Genomic DNA, 18,613 nt, shown 5'->3' on the forward strand with positions numbered 1-18,613 from the left:
CTCTATACTAGCCATGCCGTCCCCTCCCCGTCTCTCTCTCCCACAGGCGACCCGGACCATGCCCCCACCCCCGGACCTCGAACAGCGCACACTCAAACGATCGCTGCTTTGCACCGTGATGATTGCGGGCCTCGGCATCGCGGTCGGCATCCTCAGCGGCTCCCTGTCGATCATCTTCGACGGGATGTTCTCCGCACTCGACGCGGCCATGTGCAGCCTCTCCCTGCTCGTGACCCGCCTGCTCACGCAGCAGGCCAGCCGGCGTTTCCAGCATGGCTTCTGGCATATCGAACCGCTAGTGCTGACCTTCAACGGCAGCCTGTTAGCGGTCCTGTGCTTTTACGCGTTCATCAATGCGGTCAAGGGCTTGCTCGAAGGCGGCCATGAGCTGGAGTTCGGCTGGGGCATGTTCTACGCGGTAGTGGTCAGCGTCTTCTGCTTCTTCATGTTCTTCAGACAGCGCCGCCTGAACCGCACCATCGAATCCGAACTGATCGAGCTCGACACCAAGAGCTGGCTGATGTCGGCGAGCATCAGCACCGCGCTGTTGCTCGCCTTCTCGATGGCATGGATTCTCGAAGGCACGCGTTACCGGCATATCACGCCGTATATCGACCCGGGTGTGCTGGCCCTTCTAACGCTGGTCCTGATACCGATGCCTATCGGCACGGTCATCGGCGCAGTCAAGGAAGTACTGCTCGTTACCCCGCAAGACCTGGACTTCACTCTGCGCGAGCTGATGCAAAAACTAACGTTGGACTATGGCTTCGTGTCGCACTCGCACTACGCGACGCGCGTGGGCAGAGGCCTGTTCGTCGAAGTTCACGTCGTTCTGCCCGAGACGATGGAACACGCGGGCATTCGTCAACTCGACCAGATCCGGGACAGGATCTCCCACGCGATCGGCGAGTCGGGCCCCGACCGCTGGCTGACCGTGGCGTTCACACGCGACCCACGCTGGCTGTAAGCGCCCGTCCGCGCACTCCTTATTGATGAAGTGAAGGCCTACACCTGCTCCATGGGCGCTCCGTTGGAGACGTCAAACCGTCTTTTTGGAGCGCTAGACTTGCCCATCCGCCATCGAAACCACGCTACCAGGCCAATAATCCAGGCGCAGAGCGTGCCCCAGTTGCTTTGCCCCAGGTTGTCACCTAGAATTTTTGCTAGCGCCCTCTTTTGGAACCTGAAGACGTGGCTTCGAACAGCGGAAAACCGGTGTCGTCGTTTGTTCCTCAGGGCATGGTCGGCCTGTGGGTCGTCCTGTTCGTCATCTGGATGATCGCCAACGCGTCGCTTGCCGTCGAACCGGCACTCGTCGGCGCCGCGATCACCTTCGTACTGGCCCACGCCTTTGCCTCCTCCAGCGAAGCCTGGCGCCAACTGCGCCTGACACCTCGCGCGCTTTATCACTTTGTCGCGTATAGCGGCACCTTCCTCGTCGAACTGGTGCGCGCCAATCTCAACATGATGGCGTACGTGTACTCCCCGCGTATCGACATCAAGCCCGGCATCGTCAAGGTTCGCACCCGTCTGCAAACACCATTGGGCCGCCTCGCGCTGACCAATTCGATCGCGCTCACGCCGGGCTCGCTCGTCATGGATATTCGGGATGACATACTGTTCATCCACTGGCTCGACGTCAAGACCACCGACATCGACGAGGCCACTCTGGCGCTGGTTATACCTTTCGAAAAGCATCTGGAGAAAGTCTTTGGCTGAGATCATGCTCCAGATCGCCACGGTACTGATCTTCTTCGCGATCCTGTTCGGCGTGATCCGCCTCGTGCTCGGCAAGACGCTAGTCGACCGGGTCGTCGCCATCGATATGCTCACGGTCATTTCGATCTCGCTGATCGCGCTGTATGCCCAGGTGTCCGGCCGTTTCGTCTATATCGACGTGGCGCTCGTCTATGGGTTGCTGAGCTTTCTGGCCGTTCTCGCGATTGCTCGCTTTCTGGAAAGGGGGCTGTGAACCGTGCTCGAACTGCTCGTCCTGCTGGTATGCGCGAGTATTCTCATAAGCGGCGTGCTGGCTGTCTGCCTGAAGAATCTCATGGCCGCGATGGTGAGTTCGGGACTGGCGAGCCTGTTCGCCGCGGTGGCCTTCCTGCTGCTCGCCGCGCCCGACGTGGCGATGGCCGAAGCCGCGATCGGCTCGGGGCTCGCGACGTTCATCTTCCTCTACGCGATTCGCAAAACCGGTTATGAGAAGGGCTAGCGCATGATCGAACTGATCGGCAGCACGTTCATTCTCGCGGGCGCAATCTTCCTGTTCTCCGCAGGTCTCGGTCTGCTGCGCATGCCGGATGCCTATACCCGCATCCAGGCCGGCACCAAGGCGTCTACGCTCGGTAACATGCTGGTGCTGCTCGGGCTCGCCTTCTATCACCCGGGCTGGACCTTCAGGCTGATCCTCGTCGGCTATTTCGTGCTGGTGACCAACCCGGTGTCTTCGCATGCGCTGTCGCGCGCGGCGTGGCTGATCCGCACGCCGATGAGTTCGTCCACGATGACCGACGCGCTCGCCGCAGACGAAGAGCGCAGCAGCGGGGAGAAAGAAGCGTGATGCGCCGCGTGTTCGTCCTGCTGACGGTCGCGCTGTTCGCGCTGATCTTCTGGCGCATCGTCGGCGGCTATAGCGAGTTGCAGGCGCTGCGGCCGCTGGCCGAACACTATGTTGTGCAGGGGCCGATCGAACTGGGCGCGCCGAACATCGTCACCGGCATTCTGATCACGTACCGCGGTTTCGATACGCTCGGCGAAGTGGCCGTACTGTTCATGGTCGCGGCAAGCGTCGGCCTGCTTCTGAAGGGCGAAAGCACGACCGCGCAAGCCCCAGCGGAACCCGGACCCGCATCCGATGAAGAGCACGCCCCGCGCCGGCCAGCCGGCGAGATCGTGCGCACCGGCACCCAGGTCCTACTGCCGATGATCCTCACCTTCGGCGCCTACGTCATCGTCAATGGCCACCTCTCCGCGGGCGGCGGCTTCCAGGGCGGCGCTATCGTCGCGTCCGGCGTCATGCTGATGCTGCTCGCGCGGCCGGGCGCGGAGTTGAACGTCGCGCTGCTGAGTGTCGTCGAGTCGTTTGCCGGCGTGATCTACGTGTTCATCGGCATTCTGGGTCTGGTGCTGGCGGGTGGTTTTCTCGACCCCCGCTTTCTGCCGCGCGGCGAGTTCGGCGCGTTCTTCAGCGCCGGCGCCATTCCGCTGATTTCCGCATTGCTCGGCGTCAAGGTCGGCGCGGAGCTGAGCGTCATCATCGACCGGTTCAGAAGCTGAGCGAGGAGAACAGCGCATGACCACGGGCCTACCGGTTTCGACCATCCTGCTGATCACGGGATTCTGTCTCGCGTTGATCGGCTTGTGGGGGATGCTGACCCAGCGCAACATCCTGCGCATCATCATCGGCTTCGCGTTGATCGATACGGGGCTGCACATCGTGATGGTCGCGACCGGCTACGTCACGGGGGGCACCGCGCCGATCATCGACGCGGCGTTGAGCAAGGCCGACGCCGCGCGGCGCGCGATCGATCCGATTCCGTCGGCACTCGTGGTCACCGCAATCGTGATCGGCCTGTCGGTCACGGCCGTCATGCTGGCGTTCGCGATTTGTCTCTACGCGGCCAAAAAGACGCTCTCCATCGACGCCTTCACCGAGTCGAAATGGTAGCCGCGCTGTTTCATCCGCTGCACATCTTCATTCTCGGCCTGGGCGGCGGCTTCGTCATTCCGTTGCTCTATCGGCTCGGTAAGCCGTGGCTGACCGGGGGCTTCTTCGTCGCGCTCGGCGGCATCGTGCTGGTGAGCGGCGTGTCGTTCTTCGGGCTGCTCGACGGTGGCCAGACGATCGACGTGCTCACGGCCGGCGCGTTGCCGCCGGTGTCGATCAACTTGCGCTTCGGTGTATGGGAGGGCTTCTTCACGCTCAGTGTCAACGTGGTGGCGCTGCTCGGCGCGCTGCAGTTGTGGGATCGTCTGCGCGGCAACTACGCGGCGCTGCTGCTGTATCTGATCCTCGTGATGGGCATCGACGGCATGGTGATGACCCGCGACCTGTTCAATCTCTTCGTGTTTCTCGAGATCGTCTCGATCGCCACCTACGGGCTGCTCGGACTCGACCGTACGCCCGCCGCGCTGGCCGCCGCGTTCAAGTACATCATCGCGACGGTCATCGCATCGACCTTCTTCCTGCTCGGCACGGTGCTGCTCTACTACGTCGCCGGCACGCTGAACATCGACGACCTGATCGTGGTCCGCGCCGATCTCAACGGCCCGATCGCCGTCACGGCGTTGCTGCTCGTGTTCGCCTGCCTCATCATCGAACTCAAGCCGTTTCCGGCGAACGGCTGGGGGCTCGACGTCTACGAGACCGCGCCAAGCGGCATCGCCGCGATGATTTCGGTCGGCGTCTCGGCCGGCGTGTTCTTCGCGCTGCTCAAGCTATTGCCGCTCTTCGAAAACCAGCTCGGCCTGATTGCCGTGTCCGGCGGCGTCACGTTCCTGTTCTCCAATCTGCTGGCGCTCAGACAGAAGAAGCCGCAGCGGGTACTCGGCTATTCGTCGATCGGACAGATGGGCCTGCTGATGCTGGCGCTCGCGCTGCTGCACCAGGTCGGCGCCGACAGGTCGATCCCGCTGGTGGTCGGCGGCCTGTTCATTAACCATCTGTTCGCCAAGGCGGGACTGTTCTGGCTCATCGGCATTCTCCGGCGGCACGGCACCGACGCACGCGCGATCCTGTCGCGCAGTCCGCTGCTGATCGGTCTGCTCGGACTCTTCATGGTGGCCATCGCCGGCCTGCCACCCTTCCCCGGCTTCTGGGCGAAGTGGGAACTGGTCATGCAGTTGACCATCGCCGGCAAGCCCTACTGGATCGCGCTGATCCTGACCGGCTCGCTGCTCGAAGCGGCCTATATGTTCCACTGGTTCGTGCGCGCGCTGCGTCCGTCCGAAGACGAGGCCGCGCACGGCCCCGATGCGGTCGCGCTGCTGCCGCTGTTCGGCGTGGCGGTTCTGCTGATTGCCGCGGGTTATGCCGGCGCTTCGTTCGCGGGCGCGGGATCGGCATGGCTGTTCTCGCCGTTGCTTGCGGGCGCGTTGTTCTATGCGGGCGACCGTCTGCCGGGCCGGCTCAAGGGCGTGCTGACGCTGCTTGCCGTTGCGCTGGTGGGCTCGTGGCTTGCCGAAGACGCGCACGGCATTGCGGCGCTCTTTGCATGGCTGCTGCTGGGCGGCAGCCTGGTCATCGCGGCGGCGAGCCTCTACCGCAGCGATGTCCGCGCCGGCTTCTATCCGATGCTGGTGGTGCTGCTGCTGTCCATTCCGGCGCTGCTGCGCGCCACGACGACGCTCGAATTCTTCTATAGCTGGGAGATCGTGACGCTGTCGTCCTGCTTCCTGATCGCGAAATGCCGCAGCGCCGGACCGCATGTGCTGACCTTCCTGCTGTTCTCGCTGCTGTCGGCGTTCTTTCTGCTGGCCGGTTTTGCCGCCGTTGCCGCGCTCGACGGCAGTATCGAACTGGCCGCGCTCGTCAGATCGGGCCCGGACGCAAGCCGCGCGTTCGTGCTGCTGGCGGCCGGCTTTCTCATCAAGGCGGGCGCGATCGGCGTGCATGTGTGGCTGCCGGGCGCGTACACGGAAGCCGAGGACGACGTCACCGCGATGCTGTCGGCTGTCGTCAGCAAGGTGGCGATGTTCGGCCTGCTGGTCGGCACCTATCTGACCATACGTTCCGAGGTTGGTCTTGAGCTCGCGCACGTGATGGCGTGGATCGGCATGCTGACGACGCTCGCGGGCGCGCTGATGGCGCTGCGGCAGAACGACTTCAAGCGCCTGCTCGCGTTTTCCAGCATGAGCCAGCTCGGCTATATCGTCACCGCGATTGCGCTCATGAGCCACCTCGGCTGGGTCACGGCGCTCTATCTGGTCGCTAACCACATGCTGGTGAAGGGCATTCTGTTCCTCGCGCTGGCGGGCGTCATCCTGCGCATCGACACGCACAACTTCGCCGAGGCGGGTGGTCTCGCCCGCGCGATGCCGTTCACGTTCGCGATGGTGGTGATCGCGCTGGTCTCGATGTCCGGCTTGCCGCCCTTGATGGGCTTCGGCGGCAAATGGCTGCTGCTGAGCGCGATGACGGACAAGGGCTGGTACGGACTGGCCATCTGCGGGCTGATGGCGACGTTCGTCGGCTTTCTCTACATGATCCGCTTCGTCAGCGGCCTGTTCCTCGGGCCGCGACGGGCGGAACAGGCGAACGTCAGCGAAGCGCCGCTCATGCTGCTCGTGCCGCAGTTCGTCCTGGTGATCGGCATCGTGGTGCTGTCCTTTTTCCCGAAGCTCCTCATCGAACCGGTGTCGGCGGCGATCGATCCGCAGTTCGCGTCGACGCTGGTGTGGGAAGGCATGTCGCTGGAGAGCATCTACGGTTTCTGGAATCCGACGCCTGTCGTCCTCGTGGTGCTCGCGGTGGCCGCCGTGCTGTTCGCGCTTTTCGTGCTGTTTTATCGCAGCCGGCGGCGGACGGACGACAACGTCCCTGGATTCTTCAGGTTCTATCGGCCGATACTCGCACGCACGGTGCCGCCGTTCGCGCTGATGTTCTGGCGCGGCGTCTCGCATATCGCCCTCGCGGCAGCGGGAAGAATACGGCGGGTCTATACCGGCAACGGGCAGACTTACGCGCTCTATGTGCTTGGGTATTTTCTCGTGCTTTATTTCGCGAGTACGGGGTTCGGGGCGGGGTTGGCGCGGTAGCGGTGGTGACGTACCGCGCGCATCGCGGCTCACGCGTCGGCGGCAGCCGTCGTCTCGGTCGCAATCTCGTCGAGCGTCCTGCCGCCCGTTTCCATCGCAAACGCGCCGATCACTATCGAGCCGGCCAGCGACACGAAAGCGAAATATCCGAACACCGCTTCGACGCTCAGATACGTCAGCAGCGCACCGATAATCATCGGCCCGATCACCGACGACATCCGCGTCACCGCCGAAGCCGCACCGGCCCCTCGCGCACGGATTCGGGTCGGATAGACCTCCGGAGCATAGACGTAGATCCCGCATTGCACGATCGCGATTAGCGCGACGCTGATCGACGCCAGCACCGACACCTGTTCGGCCGGCACCCGCGTGCCGGCGAATGCGAGATACAGCATCGGAATCGCGGCGCCCAGAAACGCAATCGCAAAGGTCTTCTTGCGGCCGAGCCGGTCGATCACGAAGATGCCCACGAGGGTGCCGATCAGCGTCGCGATCATGCTCAACATGCCGTAACGCAGTGCGAGGTTCAACGGCAAGTGATACACGGTCCGATAAAGAGAGGGTAGCCACACCAGAATGCCGTACGTCGTCAGGCTGCCGCAACAGGCCATCAGCCAGACCACCAGCGTGCGCGCAGCGAAACCCCGCTGAAACAGCGCACGAAACGATTCTTTCTTGTGATCCGCAGGCGTTTCGACGACACACGGTGCGGGCAGCCGCGCGTATTGATCGCGCGGCACCGATTGCTCGATCGTCTCGACGATCCGGTTCGCTTCAGCGGCGCGGCCGTTGATCGCCAGCCAACGCGGCGACTCCGGCGCAGTACGCGGCAAGATCGCGGCGAGTACGATCGGCAGCGCGCCCACGAGGAACATCACCTGCCAGCCGTACGTGGGAATCAGCCACATCGCGGCAATGGCGGCAATCAGGTTGCCGACCGCAAAGGTCGATTGCAGGACGAAAATCAGACGGCCGCGGATCTTCGCGGGACACAGTTCGTTCATGTAGGTGGCCGACACCGGCGATTCACCGCCCAGACCAATACCCTGAAACAGGCGCAACGCGATAAACACGGCATAGCTCGGCGCATAGGCCGATGCGAGACTACCCAACGCGAGAATCACGAGAAGCCAGCGCAACACGCGTAGTCGTCCGAAACGTTCGGCCGCCGCGCTGAACAGCAATGCGCCGATCGTCTGCCCGACGTAGCCGCCCGACACCAGCAAGCCCGCTTCGCCCGGCGACAGGTGCCACAAGCCGATCAGGACCGGCAGCACGTAGGCAATCGTCAACGCGTCGAAAGCGTCGGTCATATGAACGACGCCGACCACGCTCAATACGCGCGCGTGCCAGCGCGTGAACGGCAAGCGCTCGATGCGCGCGGAAATCGTGGCCGCGTCGTGCAAATTGCCTGCGGGCGCAACGGCGTGGGCATCGTGCTGTTTCACTGTGCTCGATAGATCCATCATGTCCTCAAAGGGTGATTGCGGGGACGCGAGACAGGCCGTCCGGAAGGGAAATGCGCTGCTTCGAAAGTGAGCAGCTTCAATGCGTGGAGACCGGCGTCACGCGAGATCGAGCACCAGCGTCCCGCTTTTTGCGCCGGATACGCAGATCATCATCACGTTGTTGGCGGCCTTTTCGGACTGCGTCAGCACGGCGTCGCGGTGATCCGGACAACCGCCGAGCACGCGCGTTTCGCATGCGCCGCACAGACCTTCGCGACAGCTGTAGTCGACATCGACACCCGCTTCGAGCAGCACGTCGAGCAATCTCGCGCCGGCTGGAACGGCGAGACGGCGGCCGCTCTTTGCGAGTTCCACGGTGTAGCCGCTCGCTTGGGCATCGACTGCTGCGGCCTCGGCGGCGAAGCGTTCGATATGCACGTTGCCGATGCCTGCTGTTTCACAGGCAGCTTCGAACGCGTTCAGCATCGCGTTCGGGCCGCAGCAGTACGCGTGAACGTCAGCGGGTTGTCGGGCGAGCAACGCGGCGAGATCGAGCGGACGACCGTCGTTTTCAGCGTCGAAATGCAGATGCACGCCTTGTCCGGGAGCGCCTAGTTCGTCGAGAAACGCTGCTTGCGAGCGGTCGCGCGCGCAGTAAATCAGACGCACGTCACGGCCTTTTTCGCGCAATCGGCGGTACATGCACAACATCGGCGTAATGCCGATGCCGCCGGCGATCAGCACCGTCGATACCGCGTCTTCATCGAGCGCGAAATTGTTCCTCGGTGCGCTGATCGGCAGAACCGCGCCACAGCGCAGCTGCTCGTGCACGAAGCGCGAGCCGCCGCGGCTGTTGACTTCGTCGAGAATGGCGACCACATAGCGACCCGCGTCATCCGGCGCATTCACCAGCGAATAGCTGCGCGTGATGCCGTTCGGAAGATGCAAGTCGATATGCGCGCCCGGCGTGAAACGCGGAAACTCGCCACTGTCCACCGGAACGAGTTCCACGCTCAGCACGCGCTCCGCTTCGTGGCGAATCGTCCGGACCCGTGCGCGGATGCGTGTCTGTGCGCGGTTCACGACTTCGCGGCCTGTTTGCTCGTGCATGTTTCCCGACTCTCCATGAATTGACGACACACTGACGACACGTGCTTACGACGACTCGGCCACTTCCGCATCCGCTTGACGCGCGCCGTGCACCGAGAAGAAACGCGCGCGATTCAGCTTCTGGCCGATTGCCGCTTCATAAGCGTCGCGCACGCTGTCGGGCTGTCCGTACTGACCGATGAAATCGCGCAGATACGCGCCGAGCAACGGATGCGCGGTCAGCTCGGTGCGCGTCATGCCGTTCAGCATTTCGTCACGGCACGCCGATGGGAGAAATACGTTGTAATTGCTGGCGCTATCCGTAATCAGGCCTTTCGGTTGCGCACCGGCGGCCACCGCGTCGAGTTCCTCGAAAAAGCGCCGGCGCAGCATCACGATGCCGCGATCGCTTGCACCCAGGGTTTCGCGCGTGCGGTCGGTGATCGCACCTTGCCCGACCCATGCGGCGAAGTCCTGATTGGCAACGTGAGTGGTGATCCAGTCGCCGTTTTCATCGCGCAGCGGACCATACCAGGCAGGAATGTGCTCCTGCACGTAGGGCTCCTGTTCCTTCGGCACCTTGTTGAACACCCACAGCAGACTCAGCGTGTTTTCATCATCGATAGGAACGCGCCATTCGAAGTGATGCCCGAGATAAAAGCCGTTTGGCCATAGCGTCACGCGGCCCGTCGTCCACATCGGGTTCTGCTCGGTTTCGTGCGCCCGCAATCGCTTGTAGACGAAGCCGAAATCGAACTCTTCGTACTTCGTGCTCAGATGAGTCGGCACGTGTTCGGATTGGCAGTCCTGTTGACGCTCGGTCCAGTTGTTATGTGTCCACTCGAAATGGATCGGATCGATCGAGTTTTCCTGGCATTGAAACCAGTTGCACGGAATCTCGGCCATCACGACCTGCGCGAAACCGTTCGTGTAATTGAACGGCTCCCAGTCCGGCAATTCCGGCGCGGGCGACGGTCCCATATACGCCCAGACCATGCCGGCCTTCGCCCGCACTTCATATGCGGTGATTTTTGTCTTGTGACGCAGGCGCGCCTCCGTATCCACGATCTCTTCATATGGCTGATGCGTACACTGCCCACTCGCATCGAATTCCCAGCCGTGATACGCACAGCGCAAACCGCATTGCTCGACGAAACCGAACGCAAGATCGGCATTCCGATGCGGACAACGGCGCTGCACGAGCCCGAACTTGCCGCCCAGATCCTTGAACAGCACGAGGTCTTCACCGAACAGGCGGATCGGGCGCACGGACTTCTGGTCGAACTCAGCGACGCCCGCCACCGGATGCCAGTAACGGCGGAGATAGTTGCCCATCGGCGTGCCCGGACCCACTTCGGTTAGTAGCCGGTTCTTTTCCTGACTCAGCATGTTTTGTGTCCTCGAATAATGGAAACGCCGCCCGCCGCGACCAGCGCGTACCGCGAGCGATGAGTGAATTCTTGGCGACGCGGCAGGACCGCACAACCACTCCAAAATCCAGAAAGGTTGCCGTTCGTCCCACGGCAAATATCGCTGCGCACGCGCGAACCAGGGTTTAACCGAAGCGGTTTCCCCTTGCCGTCAAAATTAATCCATTCCAAAATGCGTGTTCGTTTATGTTCTATATGTTCATTTTTGAACGTTATGACACAGATTCAACGTGAGGGAAGCATGAAAATCGGGATCGTCGGTGGTGGGATTGGCGGGTTGGCGGCAGCGATTGCGCTGCGCAAGGCGGGGCATCGCGTCACCGTGTTCGAGCAGGCGGAGCGCTTCGGGCGGGTCGGCGCGGATATCAACCTGACGCCGAACGCGGTTCGCGCGCTCGACGGCCTCGGCGTCGGCGCGCAGTTGCGCGAAACGGCGGCTCGCCCGAATGCGCGCATCAGCCGGATGTGGGACACGGGCGAAGAAACCTCGCGCCTCGCCATGTCGGACGAGGCGGAGCGCAAATACGGCGCACCGCAGTTGACGATGCACCGCGCGGACGTGATGACCGCGTTGGAACAGGCGCTTCGCCCCGACGAACTGCAACTCGGCAAACGCACTGTCGAATTCCGTCAGACGGACGATCAGGCGACGCTCACCCTGGCCGACGGTTCGACGCACGCGTTCGATCTGCTGCTCGGCGCGGACGGCATTCACTCCGGCGTGCGCAAGTATCTGTTCGGCGACGAGCGGCCGCAGTTCACCGGCATCGTGTCGTATCGCGCGGTGGTGCCGGCCGAGCGGCTGAGCGGCGGTGACCTCGGGGCGTTCGTCAAATGGTGGGGGCCGACCGACGATCTGCAGATCGTCACGTTCCCGCTGAATCGTGGCCGGGACGTGTTCATCTTCGCGACCACGTCGCAGAGCGACTGGACGCATGAATCCTGGACCACGCCCGGCGATCCGGACGCCTTGCGCCGCGCGTATGCGAGCTTCCATCCGGAAGCGCGCAAGTTGCTCGATGCGTGCGACACCGTGCTCGCGTCGGCGTTGTATATTCGCGATCCGTTGCCGAAGTGGACTGGCGAGCGCATGGCGCTGCTCGGTGACGCCTGCCATCCGATGATGCCGTTCATGGCGCAAGGCGCGGGCATGGCCATCGAAGATGCGATCGTGCTGTCGCGCGCGCTGACCGGCGTCGAAGCGGACACGCTCGGCGCGGCGCTGGCGCGATACGAACGCGCGCGCCAGGAACGCACCGCCAAAATACAGATCGGCTCGCGTGGCAATCACTGGCTGAAAGCGGGCGGCAATGCCGACTGGGTCTACGGTTACGATGCGTGGACCGTGCCGCTGGCGTGATCCTCGTCTAACCGGAACACCTTGAAGATGACCGACACACCCGACAATTCGAAGGCCGCCGACGCGTCGGCGTCACCGGTGGACCGTGCGTTCCGCCTGCTGCGTTTTATCGCGGACGGCGGCTCGACCGCGAACCTCAGCGACGTCGCGCGACAGATCAACGTCAATCGCGTGACGGTGATGCGCCTGCTCGAATCGCTGAAGTCCGTCGGACTGATCGAAGTCATTCCGCCAGGCGGCTCACACCGGCTCGGCATGCCGTTTCTGACGCTGGCCGCCAGCGCGCTCGGCTCGTCCGATCTGACCTCGCGCGCGCGTCAGGTGTTGCCGGGACTGGTCAGTCAAACCGGCTTGTCCGCGTATCTGGCGGTACGCGAAGGAACCGAGTTGATCTATCTGCTGTGCGAGACGCCGGACACGCCGCTCGTCAGCCGGATTCGCGTCGGCAGCCGCATTCCCGCGCATCGCGCGACGCCAGGACTCGCGATGCTGGCCCATCTCGACGCGTCGGAACTGGCCGCGCTATACGCAAACCAGCCCAACGCCGATGCGCGTGACGACCAGCCGGATTGGGAGGCGTTGAACGCCGCGCTCGATACCGCGCGCGCGAACGGCTGCGCGTGGAGCTTTTCGGGTCTCGAAGCAGGCATCGATTCGTGCGCGGCGGCTGTCATCGATAGCCGCGGCAGCGTGCTCGCGGCGTTGAGTGTGGCCGGGCCGAACACCGCGTTCACGAACGACGGCACGCTGCGCGCTACTGTCGAAGCCCGTGTCAAAGCGGCCGCTCGGGAACTGTCGCGTTCCAGCCTGTAGATCTCGCCGCCGGTTTCCTTCCGGCAGACCTTTCCTTCCGCAAATCGCCGTTGTTTCGCCGTTGTTTCGCCGGTGGCTCGCGCCGCGCGACAACGGGACGATCGGCTACTTTTCAGAGACCTACGGTCCTTGGCGGCGTTTTTTGCGTCACCAAGAATCTCCTCATTCGCCCGCTCTATTCCACTGAATTGCGAGCGCGATGCGCACCGTGCGAGACGGCATCCGAACCGTTCACCGCACGCCGCCTGGGGAGACCGGTCGCCATGACCGACTCCGAACCCACAAAAAAAGCAGGGCTGCATACAAGGCTTGGAGAAACATGAAGGTCAAACGGAACGTCAAACGAACGGCTGCCTCCACGGCACTTCTCGCCGTGATCGGCACTACCACGGCGCTCGCCACCGTCGACGTACGCGCACAGAGCAGCGTGACGCTATACGGCATCGTCGATACGGGCGTGCAGTACTACAACAACGCGGCGGGTGGCGGCTCGGTGGTCGGCATGCCGACGCTGACCGGCGAAGTGCCGTCGCGTTTCGGGCTGCGTGGCAGCGAAGATCTCGGCGGCGGTTTCAAGACGTTCTTCGTCCTCGAGAACGGGTTTGCGATGAATAGCGGCGCGCTCAATTACGGCGGACGTCTGTTCGGCCGCCAGGCAAATGTCGGCGTGAGTTCGCCGTACGGGTCGCTCACGCTCGGACGGCAGATGAACATGTCGATGTACGTGCTGCTCAACGCCGACGTGATCGGCCCGTCGATCCACTCCATGGCGAGTTTTGACAGCTATCTGCCGAATGCGCGCAGCGATAATGCGGCGGGCTATCTCGGCAAGTTCAACGGCGTCACGGTCGGCGGCACGTATAGCACCGGACGCGACGCGGCGGGCCCGGCCGGGCCGTCGGCGACCAATTGCGGCGGCAACGTCGCGGGCGACCCGGTTGCATGCCGTCAATACACGATGATGCTCGCGTACGACGCGTCGCCATTCGGCGTGGCCGCTTCGTACGATGTGATGCGCGGCGGTGTCGGCGCGTCGGCGCCGCTGTCGAATCCGGGGTACACCGACACGCGCACCATCGTCGACGCGTACGCGATCTTCGGTCCGGCGAAAATCGGCGGCGGCTGGATTCGCCGCAACACCTCGGCCGCCGTGCATAGCCAGTCGGACATCTATTTTGTCGGCGCGACGTATCACGCGAGTCCGGCGCTATCATTCGATACACAGGTGCTGCGCTATCTGCTGCGCGAGACGTCGAGCTCGACGCTGTTCGTCGGCCGCGTGAATTACCTGCTGTCGAAACGCACGACGGTGTATACCTCGGTCGGATTCATGGAAAACAGCTCACGCGGCTCGGCGGCGGTTGCGGCCGGAGGATCGGTCGGCGTCGGCCAAAACCAGCTTGGCGTGATGGCCGGCATCCAGCAGCGTTTCTGACGGAGCGCAGTGCCGGACGCGAGACCGCGGTTCGCCAATCAACCCACCCCACGATTCACGGAGTCACACGATGGCGACCGATCTTCTCAGCGACATCCTGGCCGACTTACGCGCGGACGCGGTCGTTACCGGCCGTTTCACGCTCAGCGCGCCGTGGGCGATCCGCAAACCCGCCGTGTCCGGCGCGCCCTTCCGGATGGGCTCGGGCAGTCCGTTCTACCTGTCCGTCGCGGGCGCACCCGCCGTCTATGTTGAACCGGGCGATTTCGTCCTGTTGCCCCATGGCCATGAGCATGTGATGGCTTCATCGCTCGATGAGCAGCCCGTGCCGTTCGATTCGCTGATGGCCGACAAGGGCATCCATCCGCGCTTCGACACGCCGCTCGAATTCACCGCGGGCGGCGGCGGCGAGACCAGCGATCTCTACACCGGCATCGTCGTGTATCGCGACATCATGCGTAGTCCGTTGTTTTCGGTGTTGCCGCCGTTGATCCACGTTCGCGCGAATGATCCTGCCGTCGCGCCGTGGCTGGCAAGCACGCTGCAAAGCTTCATTCAGGAATCGATGACGTGCCAACCCGGCTGGGCGATCGCCGCGGCTCGCCTCGCGGACGTGCTGTTCGTGCAGCTGCTGCGCGCGCATCTGCAATCGACGGCGAACCATACGGGCTGGTTGCGCGGCCTCGCCGATCCGCAGATCGGTCGTGCCATGGCGCTGATCCATCGCGATCCGCGTCGTGAATGGAGCGTCGCAAGTCTCGCGGCGGCGGCCGGCATGTCGCGCTCGCGATTCAGCGCGCGTTTCGTCGAACTGGTCGGCGATACGCCGATCGGTCACTTGACCGCGTATCGCATGTACCTCGCGAGCGGTGAATTGACGGAGGGCAAACGCAAGCTGATCGAGATTGCCGAACGGGTCGGCTATTCGTCGGAAAAGGCATTTTCGCGCGCGTTTCATCGCTGGTCGGGAATGGCGCCACGGCGTTATGCACGCAGTCCGCGCGATCTTCATAGCCTTGCAGAATAAAGTGATGCCGAGCGTTCCAGCTCTTTGTTCCGTGCTTTTGTCGATAGTCTGCATGATCGAGGCGCGCTGAATTTCGCGCGCGGCGCCCCGGCTTTCACCTTCCCGCTCGCAGTGGTTTTTGCTATCGTGCCTTTCTCGAAGTACAGACTGACGCGAAACGATGAAGCTCATGCCCAGAATCAGGATATGCGAGGGTGACCCTGCCGCACCCACCTTGGTGTGCCTGCCCGGAGCGATGTGTTCGCCGCATGTGTTCGCTGACGCCGCGACGCGTAGCGGGCTGACAGCGGTTTCGATGGCGTGGCTCGAGGACGACGGTCCACACCATCTCGATGCGATTGCCGCACGCGTATGCGCCGCCATGTCCGATTTACCGTCAGTGATTCTGGTCGGGCATTCGCTCGGCACGCCGATCGCGATGCTTACCGCGCTGCGGGAACTGGACCAGGGGTCGTCACGCGTGCGCGGCATGGTGCTCTCCAATAGCGGCGCCAACACACGCGGACACGGCGACATCGCGGGATTGATCGATCGAATTCGGAACCAGTGGGGCGAAGCGTTCTGGGATGCGTTCGTTGCTCGCTGCTTTCACACCGTACCTGCATCGCCTTTGCTGGAGCACGTACGCGGCTATCCTGCCCGGTTGCGGCAAAGTGCGGTGATCGAAGCGCTTTGCAGCCAGCACTCAATCGATTTCGTTCCCGTCTTATCGACGCTGCCGCGCGTACCGGTCGCCATTGTTCATGGACGGCACGACCCCGCACGTACGCTGGCTCATGCGCAGGAAATGGCTAGCGGCATTTCTGATGCCTCGCTGCACGTGTTGAACACAGGGCATACGTCCTGCGCGGAAGATCCGGCGGGTTTTTCTGCTGTCTTGCGCGCGATCGCCTACGAAGCGCACGCGACGCGGTGACACCGATGGGCTTTTGATCTTGATCGTGGACGGTCGACACATCGCGAGCAATCAAGAGGATACCGAATGAAATCGGACTCCAAGCCAGGATGCTTTTTGTCGCAGCGATAGCGGTGTTGTTTTCTCCATCACAATCGGCTCCCGCTTAGTCGCCTCAGACCGTATGGCAAGAATTTTCGCCCCAGGTGGGCGCGATTCTATTTCCCGAGACGCTATCTGCACTCCTCCGCGCCCCTCGCCAGCGCTCTTGCGAACTGCGCAATCTGTCTGCCGTGTTCGATCAGGTCCATCGCTAGCCGGAAGGCCAGCACATCGGTTTTGTCCGCCAGTTGCAGCTTGGCAAGCACGACCTGGCGCGCCGCTGCCGCCATCTGTTCGATCTCGGCCCTCGCCGCGATGACCTCCGTCGCTTCGTTCGCGTAGGACTCGTCGATCGAACGGATCGCCTGGACGAGATTGCGCATGACTGTGTCCGTAAATTGCGTCGTGGCCGGATCGCGCAAACGTGTGAGGTCGATCTGATGCGTCAACCTTTGCTGACTGACCGACACCAGATTGGTCCCGACAATGCCGCTGATGCTTTCCAGGGTGGACACGATCTGCGTGAACCCGACCATCCGCTGGCCTTCGTCCTCCGAGTGCTCCACCTGCGACAGGTGGCCGATATAGTGAAGAATCTCCGATGCCAAGCGGTCGACTTCCTTATCCCGGTCGAGCAGAAGGTTGATCTCTTCGATCGTCCCGTTCGAGACCACCCGGGTGCCGTGCCGAACGATGTCCAGCACCTCCTGTCCCAACCGCGTCAGTTCGATGCGCACCCGCTGCAAGCCGACCGAGGGCACCGTCAACGATGATTTGTCGAGATAGAGCGGGTCCCCTACCCGTTTGACCTCCTGCGCCCGCTTCGGCACGAGGAACTCGGCAAGCCGTGCAATCGGACCGGTGAACCAGATCAGGATCAACGTGCTCGCCACGCTGAATATCGTGTGAGCGTTGGCAACCTGGCGCGGTGTCTCGGCCGCCAGTCTTGCCACGCCCTGCAACTCGGGGTAGGACGGTGACACGTGCCGCACCATATCCGCCATCTGCGGGATAAAGAAAACCCAGAACAGCACGCCCAGAATATTGAAGATCAGATGCACCATGCCCACCTGGACGGCCTCCGGATTTTTTCCGATCGATGCGAGCAGCGCCGTTCCGCATGTGCCCACCTTGGCGCCCAGAATCACGGCGATGCCAACTTCGAGCGGCATCAACCCTTGCGCGCCCAGAGCGATCACGATGGCGAGGGTCGCCGCAGAGCTCTGAACGATCGCGGTAAAGATCGCGCCCACCAGAATGCCGACCAGCGGGTTCTCCATGTCCTGCATCGCGTCGATGAATGGCTGGAACGTGCGCAGCGGACGCGTCGCGTCACCCATCAACTGGATCCCAAGAAACAGCAGGCCCAGGCCGAGGAGCACACGGCCGATCTGGCGCAGCAGTTCGCGCTGGCCGAACGCATGCAGGACAAAGCCGATCGCGAGCATGAACGGCGTCAGCTTCGAAACGTCGAAAGCGATGATCTGCGCGGTGACCGTCGAGCCGATATTGGCGCCCATGATCATCGGCACCGATTGGGTCAGCGTCATCAGGCCGGAAGAAACGAAGCCGACCATGAGGACCGTGGTGATGGTCGACGAATTCAGCAATGCGGTGACGACGGCGCCTGCCAGCACGCCGCGAAAGCGGCTCGCGGTTAGCATGCCCAGCAGCGCCTGCAGTCTCGATCCGGCGATTGCCTTCAGGCCGCCGGTCATGAACTCCAGACCGAGAAGGAAAAGAGCGAGACCTCCGATCAACAGCCCGAATATCTGCACGAGATTCAGGCTCTGGGGGTCCATTCCCACAGTGTAAGGAGTCATCTTGCTGTTCCTTTTGTCACGACGCGCATTCATGCAAAGAACCACTGGCTGACAGCTTCCCTGTCCGTTCCGACTTTCGGCTGACACCTCGGATCACTGCTTGCGATTCCTGGCGTTTTGCCAAAGGCGCAAGAGCACGGACCATTCGGGGCTTACCTGATAAGTGGATGGATTCGGTCCCAACCCGGTAAAGCAATGCCGCGCAACGAAGCGTTCACGAGTTGCAGGGGCATTTTCACACACCCTCGAGGGGATGCGCTTATTCGGACTTGCTTGCGACTGAGGCGCGAGTCGAATGGGTGGGATCGGATATGCTGCGATGAGAGTCGCTAAAGGACTTTGAGGCGCGTATCGAGGTACGAGTCAGTGTTATGAGGTCCCTCGCGCTTCGCGATAGAGCCTGTTTACTCGTTCAAGTCAGATTAAGAA

Annotated in this window: 17 protein-coding genes; 13 read left to right on the forward strand and 4 right to left on the reverse strand. The window is 62.7% G+C overall.

Annotated elements, in window-relative coordinates:
* Window positions 1–58: 58 nt before the first annotated feature.
* The 8 genes from PQQ53_RS34260 to PQQ53_RS34295 all read left to right on the forward strand — a co-directional run bounded on the left by PQQ53_RS34260 (window position 59) and on the right by PQQ53_RS34295 (window position 6,762).
* Window positions 59–967 carry a cation diffusion facilitator family transporter gene (locus PQQ53_RS34260; RefSeq protein ID WP_408158014.1) on the forward strand — a complete coding sequence of 303 codons (909 nt, stop codon included), beginning with the start codon at window positions 59–61 and terminating at the stop codon, window positions 965–967.
* A gap of 224 nt (window positions 968–1,191) precedes the next feature.
* The gene (locus PQQ53_RS34265) at window positions 1,192–1,719 is read left to right on the forward strand and encodes a Na+/H+ antiporter subunit E (protein ID WP_408329074.1); all 528 of its coding nucleotides are present in this window, start codon (window positions 1,192–1,194) and stop codon (window positions 1,717–1,719) included.
* Entirely contained in the window at window positions 1,712–1,972 is a 261-nt protein-coding gene (locus PQQ53_RS34270) for an MrpF/PhaF family protein (protein WP_121324549.1), read from the forward strand. Before PQQ53_RS34265 ends, PQQ53_RS34270 begins: the two co-directional genes overlap by 8 nt.
* Window positions 1,973–1,975: 3 nt before the next feature.
* The gene (locus tag PQQ53_RS34275) at window positions 1,976–2,218 is read left to right on the forward strand and encodes a hydrogenase subunit MbhD domain-containing protein (RefSeq protein ID WP_408146175.1); all 243 of its coding nucleotides are present in this window, start codon (window positions 1,976–1,978) and stop codon (window positions 2,216–2,218) included.
* A gap of 3 nt (window positions 2,219–2,221) precedes the next feature.
* On the forward strand, window positions 2,222–2,566 hold the full coding sequence (gene mnhG / locus PQQ53_RS34280; RefSeq protein ID WP_408158010.1) for a monovalent cation/H(+) antiporter subunit G: 345 nt from the start codon (window positions 2,222–2,224) through the stop codon (window positions 2,564–2,566).
* Window positions 2,566–3,282, forward strand: a complete 717-nt coding sequence (locus PQQ53_RS34285) for a Na(+)/H(+) antiporter subunit B (RefSeq protein ID WP_408158016.1) — start codon at window positions 2,566–2,568, stop codon at window positions 3,280–3,282. Before mnhG ends, PQQ53_RS34285 begins: the two co-directional genes overlap by 1 nt.
* 16 nt (window positions 3,283–3,298) lie before the next feature.
* Window positions 3,299–3,673, forward strand: a complete 375-nt coding sequence (locus PQQ53_RS34290; RefSeq protein ID WP_408329077.1) for a sodium:proton antiporter — start codon at window positions 3,299–3,301, stop codon at window positions 3,671–3,673.
* Window positions 3,667–6,762 carry a complex I subunit 5 family protein gene (locus tag PQQ53_RS34295; RefSeq protein ID WP_408329079.1) on the forward strand — a complete coding sequence of 1,032 codons (3,096 nt, stop codon included), beginning with the start codon at window positions 3,667–3,669 and terminating at the stop codon, window positions 6,760–6,762. Before PQQ53_RS34290 ends, PQQ53_RS34295 begins: the two co-directional genes overlap by 7 nt.
* 29 nt (window positions 6,763–6,791) lie before the next feature.
* Here the strand turns inward: PQQ53_RS34295 and PQQ53_RS34300 are convergent, their stop codons facing one another.
* From PQQ53_RS34300 to PQQ53_RS34310, 3 genes are all read right to left on the reverse strand, one after another.
* On the reverse strand, window positions 6,792–8,210 hold the full coding sequence (locus PQQ53_RS34300) for an MFS transporter (RefSeq protein WP_408329081.1): 1,419 nt from the start codon (window positions 8,208–8,210) through the stop codon (window positions 6,792–6,794).
* 117 nt (window positions 8,211–8,327) lie between these two features.
* Window positions 8,328–9,320: a PDR/VanB family oxidoreductase gene (locus tag PQQ53_RS34305; protein WP_408329084.1), complete on the reverse strand. Its 993-nt coding sequence runs from the start codon at window positions 9,318–9,320 to the stop codon at window positions 8,328–8,330.
* 45 nt (window positions 9,321–9,365) lie between these two features.
* Complete coding sequence (locus PQQ53_RS34310; protein WP_408329087.1) at window positions 9,366–10,688, reverse strand: Rieske 2Fe-2S domain-containing protein; 1,323 nt, start codon at window positions 10,686–10,688, stop codon at window positions 9,366–9,368.
* Window positions 10,689–10,970: 282 nt separating this feature from the next.
* On the opposite strand from PQQ53_RS34310, the gene PQQ53_RS34315 reads away from it, so the two are divergent.
* The 5 genes from PQQ53_RS34315 to PQQ53_RS34335 all read left to right on the forward strand — a co-directional run bounded on the left by PQQ53_RS34315 (window position 10,971) and on the right by PQQ53_RS34335 (window position 16,280).
* Entirely contained in the window at window positions 10,971–12,089 is a 1,119-nt protein-coding gene (locus PQQ53_RS34315) for an FAD-dependent monooxygenase (protein WP_408329090.1), read from the forward strand.
* Window positions 12,090–12,116: 27 nt separating this feature from the next.
* The gene (locus PQQ53_RS34320) at window positions 12,117–12,902 is read left to right on the forward strand and encodes an IclR family transcriptional regulator (RefSeq protein WP_408146190.1); all 786 of its coding nucleotides are present in this window, start codon (window positions 12,117–12,119) and stop codon (window positions 12,900–12,902) included.
* A 319-nt stretch (window positions 12,903–13,221) separates the two neighbouring features.
* Window positions 13,222–14,337 carry a porin gene (locus PQQ53_RS34325; RefSeq protein WP_408157998.1) on the forward strand — a complete coding sequence of 372 codons (1,116 nt, stop codon included), beginning with the start codon at window positions 13,222–13,224 and terminating at the stop codon, window positions 14,335–14,337.
* Between the two features lie 70 nt (window positions 14,338–14,407).
* Window positions 14,408–15,364: an AraC family transcriptional regulator gene (locus PQQ53_RS34330; protein WP_408146193.1), complete on the forward strand. Its 957-nt coding sequence runs from the start codon at window positions 14,408–14,410 to the stop codon at window positions 15,362–15,364.
* Window positions 15,365–15,524: 160 nt separating this feature from the next.
* Window positions 15,525–16,280, forward strand: a complete 756-nt coding sequence (locus PQQ53_RS34335; protein WP_408329093.1) for an alpha/beta fold hydrolase — start codon at window positions 15,525–15,527, stop codon at window positions 16,278–16,280.
* A 212-nt stretch (window positions 16,281–16,492) separates the two neighbouring features.
* Here the strand turns inward: PQQ53_RS34335 and PQQ53_RS34340 are convergent, their stop codons facing one another.
* Window positions 16,493–18,184, reverse strand: coding sequence for a Na/Pi cotransporter family protein (locus tag PQQ53_RS34340; RefSeq protein WP_408146196.1), 1,692 nt, complete (start codon window positions 18,182–18,184; stop codon window positions 16,493–16,495).
* Between the last annotated feature and the right edge of the window lie 429 nt (window positions 18,185–18,613).

Source organism: Paraburkholderia strydomiana (assembly GCF_046030495.1).
Taxonomy (GTDB): domain Bacteria; phylum Pseudomonadota; class Gammaproteobacteria; order Burkholderiales; family Burkholderiaceae; genus Paraburkholderia; species Paraburkholderia strydomiana_A.